Origin of the sequence: Shewanella sp. 10N.286.52.B9 (genome assembly GCF_002873635.1) — a bacterium.
Classification (GTDB): Bacteria; Pseudomonadota; Gammaproteobacteria; order Enterobacterales; family Shewanellaceae; genus Shewanella.
On sequence record NZ_MCTY01000010.1, the window covers coordinates 1 to 10,137 of the forward strand.

Sequence of the window (10,137 nt, forward strand, 5' to 3'; positions counted from 1 at the left end):
GTGTGGATATAGACTCAGATTTTATGATTATGGAATCAAAATTAATAAATAAAAAACCAATAAAAACATTGTTATTTTGGTTGTTATTTGTACAAAAATGCCGCTTTATGATTAACACAAAACGGCATTGCTGATTTTATCTTTTTATTGGCATGCTCAAATTAAGCGCCAAGTTCACGAAAATTTATTTGGCCCTAGTTGGTTATTGACTCAGTTTTCGCTGGTCGAAGGCGATTAAACTCAGAAGCTTCATAGTAACCAGGCCAATCTTGGCTGTTGGCTAATGTTTCTGCCGCTTGGTAGTACACGCTAATATCTTGCAGCGCGCCTGATAAGTCCCACTCTTCACGGTAATGATCACAGACGTTGTGGTAGCAGCCTTTCATTAACTTTTGCATTTGCTGTTTGTATTGGGCAGTTTGCTCATCTAACGGCACACTACCACCACCGGCAAATACAGCTGGGACACCGAGTTTTGCAAAACTGAAATGATCTGAGCGGAAAAAACCACCTGATGCAGGATTGCGTTCACGGGTGACCGTTCTATTTTGCGATGTCGCTATCTCTGTTAAATAGCGTTCAAGTTCAGATTGGCCTTTACCCACTATGGTGTAATCTTGGGTTTTACCATAAACATTGGTGCTGTCTAAATTAAATACCGCCACCGATTTATCAATAGGATAGATAGGGTTCGCGGCATAATAGCGTGAACCTAATAAGCCTTGCTCTTCACCTGTGGTGGCAATAAAGGTAACTGAACGTTGTAAGGGGTTTCCTGCTTTTGCCTGTTTGGCAAACTGGCGGGCAATTTCCATAATACCCGCGGTGCCAGTGGCATTATCAAGTGCGCCATTGTAAATATTGTCGCCGTCTTTAGTTGGGTCAACCCCAAGGTGATCCCAGTGAGCTGTAAATAACACATGTTCATCTGCGGCATCGCTACCTGGTAAGGTGGCCACAACATTGTAACTGTCGGCATACTCTGCCTTGCTGCTAAAGGCGATATCTGCGCTTTGCTTAAGATCGATGTTTATGGCGCTGTTAGCGGCTCTGGCCATTAAAGTATCAAGCTCAAAGCCTGATTTTTTGAATAAGGCAGTAGCGCTGTCCATGGTTATCCAACCTTCAACCGCAATGCGCTCATCTTGTACCGCTTTACTGAATACCAAGTCTTGCTGTGGACCTGTCCAGCTATTTTCAACAACTGACCATGGATATGCCGCAGGTGCAGTATCGTGAATGATGATAGCGCCTAAGGCGCCTTGGCGGCTGGCTTCTTCGTACTTGTATGTCCAGCGACCGTAGTAGGTCATTGCTTTACCGTTAAACTTTTTCGATTCTGGGTTAGCAAAGCCTGGATCATTAACTAATATAACGGCAATTTTACCCGTCATATCAAGACCGTCATAATCATTCCATTGGTATTCTGGAGCGTTAATACCGTAGCCAACAAACACTAATGGGGCATTGCTAATATTGACTCCGCCTTTATCATGGCGGGTGCTTAGGACGATGTCTTTGCGATATTTAAGCTCAATGCCGGCTAAACTGACCGCTTGTTGCTCACTGGCGGTGTAACTGACCATGGGCACTGGTTGTAGATAACTGCCTTGATAAGCCCCTTGTAAGCCCATTTCTTCAAAAGCTGCTGTTAGGTAATCTAAGGTTAATTTTTCGCCGTGAGTTGTTGGCGCTCGGCCTTCAAATTCATCTGAGGATAAGGTTTTAATATCTTGTCTAAAACGCGCTTCATCAAAAGTGATGGTGCTGGTTTCTGATGCTAATTGCTGACTTTGTAAACTTTGATTGGTATCAGTACTTTGTTGGCTGCAGGCGCTTAAAAGGGTAAGTGCGCATAAGGGGAGTATTTTCTTCATAGGTCTTATTCCTATTGTTATCGTTTTTATGTGTTATTGCAGGTTTACAGGCTATATTTGTAGACGATATTTCAGACAAAACTACAGCGGCATAAAGGCAATAAAGATTATTGTAGCCGCATAATGAATCAAGCCTATGCATCACACAAGAGCATAGGCTTGAAATTATGTTACCTAATGTTAATCAACAGGAAATAATGGCTTAAACCACATCAATATCGCCTGCGCATTTGAACACATGGTTAGGTCTAAATGGCTCTTTATCAATATCGGTAAATTGACTAACGCCACTGGTAACCAAGATGGTTTCTAGTCCCGCTTGAAATCCAGCTAAAATATCCGTGCGCATGTTATCGCCAATAATGATGGTGTTATCTGAATGACCTTTTATGTGATTAAGTGCTGAGCGAATAATCCACGAACTGGGTTTGCCCACATAAAAAGGCATTTTGCCAGTGATACGCTCAATGGGTGAGCATAATGCGCCGCATGCAGGACTATAAGCTGGCCCGTGAGTATCAGGATTGGTGGCAATAAAACGCGCTCCTGCAGCTATAAATTTTGATGCTTTATGGATCATGTCCCAGTTAAATGAACGGGTTTCACCGACAATTACAAAATCAGGATTAATATCTGTGATGGTAAAGCCTGCATTGTAAAGTTCATGGGTGAGGGCGCCTTCACCAATCACATAGGCTTTACTGCCTTGTTGATGCTTTAAAAAGTCAGCGGTGGCCATGGCTGAGGTATAAAAACAGGTTTCAGGAACGTTAATGCCTGCAGCGCCAAGGCGATTTTGTAAGTCTTTTCCGGTTTGCACAGGGTAATTGGTGAGAATAACCAGTGGGTTGCCTTGTTCAAGTACCCGATGAATAAACTTGTCACTTCCTGGTATGAGCTTGTTGTCGTGCAGTAAAACGCCATCAATGTCGCAGATAATATTTTTCATACACTCGCCTCGAGTCTTAATCTTTAATGCTATCCATAAAAGGTTTTTTGCCCATTCATACAAACATAATTTGCGCGATAAATCATCTAAATCAATCGAGGAGGTCGTTTTAATTGGCACAAAAAAAAGCACTGAATTGATAATATCAACTTCAGTGCTTTTTATACTTGCTTAGCTTAAATGCCTAGCGAGTACATTCTTCCAGTAGGTATGCTAAATGGCGATACGAAATGCCACTGTGCTGGGTCAAGCCCACTTCACAGGTTCTGTTAGCGTAGTAACCTTCTTTGGTTTCAGCTGGGATCAGCTTTTTAATATTACGCAGGGCGCTGGCATTAATTTCTGGTTTATAAAGACCTTTTTCACCGGCATAACCACAACAAGCAATACCATCTGGCAATACCACTGTTTCAGAACAGGCATCAGCAATGGCTTGAAGTTTTGGCTCAAGTTTCATCTTACGGGCACTACAACCTTGGTGCAGGGTCACGCTAGATTTCTTGGTGATACTTGGTTTAATGTTCGGCAAAATATTGTCGTGCATGAACTCAACTAAATCTGTAATCGCTACTTTAGGATTACCGGTTAGAGTGCGATAAGTACAAGACAATGCGTCAACAAGCACAGGGACTTTACCGTTTTCGCTTAGCTCACTCAGGGTATCAATCAGTTCATCACGCTTAGCATCCGCATTTTTGAAATCACCTTTTGACTCCCACAATTGGCCACAACACAGCTCACGAGTATTGTCTGGGGTGATCACGTTGTAGCCTGCACGTTCTAGCAAAGTCACAACTACTTCTGGCAGCGTTACCTTGTTAGGGTCTTTTGGTGTCGGGCCAAAAGTACGACCGCCACATGCAGGGAAGTACAATACCGTCTGCTGACCAGGAATATGAGCCGATGGTTTAGCTACTTTGCCGCCCTTAGGAAAGTCAGGATTCCAATATGGCACTTCTTTAGTGATCATACGGCCGACATTCATAATTGAGTTGGTGACACCATCACCAGTGATTTTATGAATAACACCTAAGGCGTCAAAGCCTGTACTGATCGCTTGGTTAACTAAACCAAAGTGATTAGCTTGAAAGTCGAGTACTTTTTGCTCTGTCGTAGTAATGTGCGGAGTACGCAATTTACGCACCAAATTACCCATGCTGTTGTCAACTGGACAAGCAATAGTACAAAGCTGACAAGCTGCACAAGTATCAATCACGTCATACTTTGAGCTGACGCGCATTGCTTCGGCGGCTTCTTTTTCACCCGATTGCTCTAAACGCTCAATTTCACGCAAGGTTGCGATACGTTGACGAGGGGAAAAGTTTAGCGCTGAAGTTGGGCAGGTTTTTTCACAAAAACCACACTCAATACAACGATCGACAAAGTCATCCACAACTGGGCAAGGTTTAATATTTTTAACATGAACTTCGGCGTCATCGTTTAATAACACACCTGGGTTCAATAACGTGGTTGGGTCGAAAATATGCTTAATTTGTTTCATTAACGTATAAGCATCAGCACCCCATTCCATTTCTACAAATGGCGCGACAGCACGGCCGGTACCATGCTCAGCTTTCATTGAGCCATCGTACTTATTAATCACCATTTCAGCCACATCTTCCATAAAGGCATGGAAGCGCTTGATATCAGCGTCGCTGGCAAAAGTTGGGGTGATAATAAAGTGGAAGTTACCTGCCAATGCATGGCCGTAAATAACCCCTTCAGGGTAGCCGTGCTTATGGAATAGTGCGGTTAAATCAGCCGCAGCTTGTGCAAGGTGTGGTAATTCAAATGCCACATCTTCAATGATAACTGAAGTACCTTTTGGGCGCGCGCCGCCAATAATTGGGAATAACCCCGAGCGCATTGCCCAGTATTTACTAAATACCGCAGGGTCGGCACTGAAGGTAATTGGGCGCTCAGTTTTAATATGAGCTATTTTAGCGGTTACTGTTTCAGTGTATTGCGCTAAGGTTTCTGAGTCATTTGCGCGACATTCGATAAGTAAAATCGCCGAACCTTCAGGCAAATGTGACAACCACTCTGGCATGCCAGGTTTACCTGTTACGGCTTTAATCGATGCCCAGTCAAGTAATTCTACTGCTGCTACCGCATCAATGTTTAATGGTGGTACGGCGCTAGCGGCATCTTCCATACTGAAAAATACTGCCATGGCAGAAGCTTTAAATTTCGCTTCTTCCACAGTGTGGTAGGTCACTTCATTAACGAAAGCCAGTGTGCCTTCTGAGCCCACAATCAAGTGGTTAATGATGTCAAATGGGTCGCTATAGTCAATTAACGCATTGATACTGTAACCCGTGGTATTTTTGATAGAGAACTTTTTCTTAATTCGCGCCGCAAGGGTAGGGTTATTTTGCGTCATTTCTGCTAAGTCCATTAACGACTGCAGTAACTCACCATGTGTTGCTTTAAATGCGGCTTTAGACTGATCACAGCCAGTATCAAGTTCAGTACCATCGGCAAAGATTAACTTAGCTGATGCAATGGTCTGATAAGAGTTTTGCGCAGTACCACAGCACATACCCGAGGCATTGTTAGCGACAATACCGCCAATTTTGGCAGAGGTTAAGGTTGCTGGATCTGGACCGATTTTCTTGTTTAATGGCTTTAAGGCTGCGTTAGCATCAGAGCCGATAACTGCTGAGCCTAAAGTGATTTTTTGGCTGTCTTCAGTGATTTCAATTTTTCTGAAGCCATCATGACCTAAGATAAGCAAAATACCTTCACCAATGGCTTGGCCTGATAAACTGGTACCAGCAGCGCGATAAGTCACAGGGACTTGATGTTTATTGGCAATTTCTAGCGTGGCTTTAACTTGCTCGACGTCATCTGCATGAACAACAATTTCAGGGACAATTCTGAAATAACTTGCATCTGTTGACCAAGCGAAACGACGTACAGGGTCGTTACTAACGGCATCTTTGCCTAACTTAACCAATAACTCATCCATGACTGTTTGATAATTAATAGTCATATTTTGTACTCATATTTTGTTATCTACAATGAGAGCAAGCAACCTGATGATTGCTTGCAATTAATTCAATCTTAGAAACCGCCCCAAGCGACTGCGATAGTACCAGCAACAAAGGCATAAACTAGTGCGATAGGCATGGTCTTACGAATGATTTCTGATTCGCGACCTGCCATGCCAACAACAGTAGCAGCAGCAACAACATTCATGACACACATCATGTTACCTGCGTTAGCGCCAATACCTTGGAGTGCTAAAACTAGCGCATGGTTCATTCCAATGTTGTCTGCAACAGAATATTGTAGTCCAGAGAACATCATATTAGAGAAAGTGGCAGAGCCAGATAAGAACGAACCGAAGATACCCACAACCGGTGCTGTCCATGCCCATACCGCGCCCATAGTGTTAGCCAGTAAGTCAGCTAGTGCTACAGGCATTGATGCTAAGTTTGCGCTGTTTTCACCTGAGTTAAGGAAAATTTTCACCATAGGTACTGAAGCACCTAAAGAAATAATCGTAGGCAGCATTGAAGAACAAGATGTGGTGAATGATTGCTTAATAGATTTGCTATTCATTTTGAATAATACAAAACCAATTAAACATACCACGATAAAGAAAATACCAGGGGCATAGAAGGTCGCAAAACCTGCTTTTAATTCAGTACCGAGTAAGCCAGTCCAGCTGATATTGAAGCTGTTTAAGAAGGCTTTGAATGGTTCAACAACACGTGACAAGACCAATAACGCAGCCATGATGAGGTAAGGAGACCATGCTGCCATTTGGCTGAATTTAGCAGGGGTAGCAGACTGCTCTGTTACCGCGGCATTATCAAAGTCAGATTCAGCAAAATCATGCCAAGGTGTTGATGGCAGTAACCAACCTTTTTTAGCTACAGGAATAACCACAGCCATGCCGACTAATGCACCAATCACTGATGGGAATTCAGGACCTGCAAAATAGTTAATTAACCAAGCGGGTACAGTGAATGCTAGGCCGGCAAAAATAGCGAACTTCCAAACTTGAAGACCTTCAAGGAAAGACTTGTTTCTACCAAAGAACCCGGTTAGTACGCACACCATGACCAAAGGCAATAAACTACCAGTGATTAAGTCAATGGTGATCATGTGCATTGCAATATACTGAGCGTAGTCAGCAAAATTACCGCCATGTTGGGCGATTTGAACAGCAGCCATGTTCACGCCGCCTTCAGTTAATCCTTGCTCGATACCAAATAGCACAGGCAAACCAATAGCACCAAATGACACAGAGGTTGAGTCAGCGATCAATGCCACAACGGCAGATGCAATCGGCGGAACACCCAGTAACACTAATAGTGGCGCACCAATCGCTGCAGGGGTACCAAAACCAGCTGAGCCTTCAATGAATGAGCCAAACAACCAACAGATAATAATGACCTGAACACGAGCATCAGCACTAATATTGGTAAAACCAGCGCGGATAGTATCCATTGCACCAGAATATTTAAGGGTGTTAAGTAAAAATACAGCACCAAAAATGATGGTGAGAGGAGTGAGTGCGGATAACAGTCCCTCTACCACTGAGGCGGCGATTAAAGTGGTATCCATTTGCCAAATAAATAAAGCAGCTAAGCCGGTAGCTACCATAGATATCGGCATCGCTTTCGATGCGGGCATACGTAATAAAACTAAAAACACCATGACACTGATGATTGGTGTCAGACTTGCGAGCAGTTGTAATATGGTCATGCGTACCTCTATTGGAGTGCATATTATAATATTTTAGATTTTTACTAGTTTAAGTGACTTTGTTAACGAAAGCGTAAACCCATTATTCGCTTTTGCTAAAGTGGCTACAATAAACTGCATTTAGGGATGTTGCTTTTTGATCGAGATCATCTAGATGAACATTGTTTAATACTCTAGCTCAAAGTGTGAGCTGTAATTGTAGCGGGTATTACTTATAGTGATGAAGATCTCATTTTTTAGCATGGTTACAATGCGATTATTCTGTAATTTTGTGTTAAAGAAGTTAAATTGTCTGTTGTGATTGTTTGCTGCTCAAGTATTTTATGGCTTTTGATAAGCCCCCCAAGGCTCTTTTTACTGCCTAACTGACGTCATCAATATCTAAGAACTCAATTTTTGAGTTAGCCCCAAAGAGGTATAATTCAAGGTGATTATTTAACGTTAGCTATTTTATCTCTTCAGAATCCGCCTTGTGGTCAAATCCGCTGACACCTTTATTTTATCGCGACTACCCGCTTTACATTTCTTTAACTTGTCTTGACGTAGTTTGGCTAGCTTTTCATATATGATGATTTAAAAACAATGTGTTGATTAAAAAATCATTATAAAAGTGCGCAAGGTCACATTTTGATAGCGACCTAAACAGCCTCGAGATATCCAAATTAACAATAACAACTTCAGCAATAGGGAATACTGATGGATTACAATAAATCGCGACCAAACTTATTCACACTTCTCGTAACAATAACAATAACACTGGCGCTGCAAGCTTGCGGCGGTTCAGATGATAGTACTGGCTTACCCACAGACGAGATAGTCAATCCACCAACCAGCACACCGCCGCAGACCACTCCCACTGAACCCAGTTTAGGCGACTTTGTAGCATTTGGCCCAAGTGAGGTTGTTCGTATTGCCGAAGGTGAGTCTGGTTTTTTAGCAGATTTGGACAGTGGCGATCGTTTTGGCCGCGATCATGACAATGCCGGTGATATTAATGGTGATGGTATTGATGATTTGGTCGTCGGTGCTCGCTCGGATGATGACGGCGCAACGGATGCCGGTGCTGTGTATATTTTATTTATGAATCAAGACGGTACCGTCAAGGCAAATCAAAAAATCTCCATGGTGCAAGGCCGGTTTTCAGATAGCCTAGATGAGGGCGATTTTTTTGGTTATGGCGTTGCTGGCATTGGTGATTACAACGGCGATACTATTCCCGATATTGCCGTATCGGCGCCCGCAGCCAGTATACCGGCTGTGTACATTCTGCACCTTAATCGCGATGGCACAGTCAAATCCATGGTTAAAAATGGCGGTATTGTGGCTCAAGGTCTGAGCGCTATTGGGGATATAAATGAAGACGGTAAAATCGATTTAGTGGCCGCCCAACCCAGTAGTGTTGATGGTGGCAGCATTCAACTGTTATTTTTTGATGAAAATGCAGAGGTTATTGATGATGATATCGTCACCATAGGCAGTAATAAGGGTGGCTTTGGTGATGGGTTAACTGCCAATGATAGTTTTGGCGGTCGAGAGTCAGCGTTGCTTGGGGATCTTGATAATAATGGTACTCAAGAGCTCGCAGTCGGTGCATTTGAGTCAGACAGTGGTATGGGTGCTATTTGGGTTTTGTCTCTTGATAGCGACACTTATGAAGTTGTAGATAAACTGAAAATTGCTCCAGGTCTAGCAGGCTTTGATGAAACCATTCCCTTAGATTCAAACCCTAATGGCACTGCTGGTGGACACTTTGGCCATGCCTTAGTGGCAGCTGGTGATTTAAATGGTGATGGCGTGGCCGATTTAATCACTGGGGCGAATCAATATGGCACAGGGGTGGGCTATGTATTGTATTTAAACCCCGATAAAAGCGTTAAATCTTATAGCCGCATTAATGAAACCGAGGGCGGCTTTGATTTATCTTTAGCTTCAGAGGAACGTTTTAGCCGCTCAATGTCATTGGTTGATACTAATAGAGAGCAGGGCACTATTACTGTCAACATGGGCGGCGGCGCAGGTGTGACAGGGGCAATATATGCCTTAAGGTTTCAAGCATGTGATTTTAGCATTGAAGCTGAAAATACTTTTTGGAGTGAAGGTAATACACTGTTTTCTAACTGGGATCATGGTAGTCAAACCGTAAACGATGCATTAAATTTTGAGCAATGTAGCGTTAAAGCCTTTGAATATAATGGCACCAATATAACGGCCAAAGTAGAGGATGGTCGCTGTATTATCAAAGATGCTAGTGCAGTATTGAGTATCAGCGATGAAGGCAGTCAAGCCTATCGCCGCCAATGCCTATGAAGCGTTTTAACTGTTTATTGAAAGCGTTTGGAAAACTAAGGTATAAATAAGGCTTAAGTAGCTAAAGTCTAATTAATAATGACTTAATTAAAGCAATGATTTATTACGGGCATGATTAACACTGTTTGTGTTCATCTTGCCCTTATTGATTAGGGCTAAATCGACCGGACGAGTCATCATAGTATATGAGTGACTACGGTCATCAATCCTGAGCATGTTACTGCACAAAAACAAAACGCAGTACTAATACTCAGTACTAATACTCAGTACTAAAATTAAGTACTA

At 42.8% G+C, this 10,137-nt stretch carries 5 protein-coding genes; 1 reads left to right on the forward strand and 4 read right to left on the reverse strand.

Annotated features, from left to right (window positions below; all coding sequences use genetic code 11):
- Positions 1–194: 194 nt before the first annotated feature.
- From BCU91_RS01135 to BCU91_RS01150, 4 genes are all read right to left on the reverse strand, one after another.
- Entirely contained in the window at positions 195–1,877 is a 1,683-nt protein-coding gene (locus BCU91_RS01135) for a M28 family metallopeptidase (protein WP_102519633.1), read from the reverse strand.
- 202 nt (positions 1,878–2,079) lie between these two features.
- The gene (locus BCU91_RS01140) at positions 2,080–2,826 is read right to left on the reverse strand and encodes an HAD-IIA family hydrolase (RefSeq protein ID WP_102436842.1); all 747 of its coding nucleotides are present in this window, start codon (positions 2,824–2,826) and stop codon (positions 2,080–2,082) included.
- 184 nt (positions 2,827–3,010) lie between these two features.
- Complete coding sequence (locus BCU91_RS01145; protein WP_102476605.1) at positions 3,011–5,821, reverse strand: FAD-binding and (Fe-S)-binding domain-containing protein; 2,811 nt, start codon at positions 5,819–5,821, stop codon at positions 3,011–3,013.
- Between the two features lie 71 nt (positions 5,822–5,892).
- The gene (locus tag BCU91_RS01150) at positions 5,893–7,545 is read right to left on the reverse strand and encodes an L-lactate permease (protein ID WP_102436845.1); all 1,653 of its coding nucleotides are present in this window, start codon (positions 7,543–7,545) and stop codon (positions 5,893–5,895) included.
- Positions 7,546–8,241: 696 nt separating this feature from the next.
- Between BCU91_RS01150 and BCU91_RS01155 the strand changes: the two genes are divergently transcribed.
- Positions 8,242–9,852 (forward strand): FG-GAP-like repeat-containing protein, encoded by a 1,611-nt coding sequence (locus tag BCU91_RS01155; protein WP_102530722.1) that lies wholly within the window; start codon positions 8,242–8,244, stop codon positions 9,850–9,852.
- The last annotated feature ends 285 nt before the right edge of the window (positions 9,853–10,137 follow it).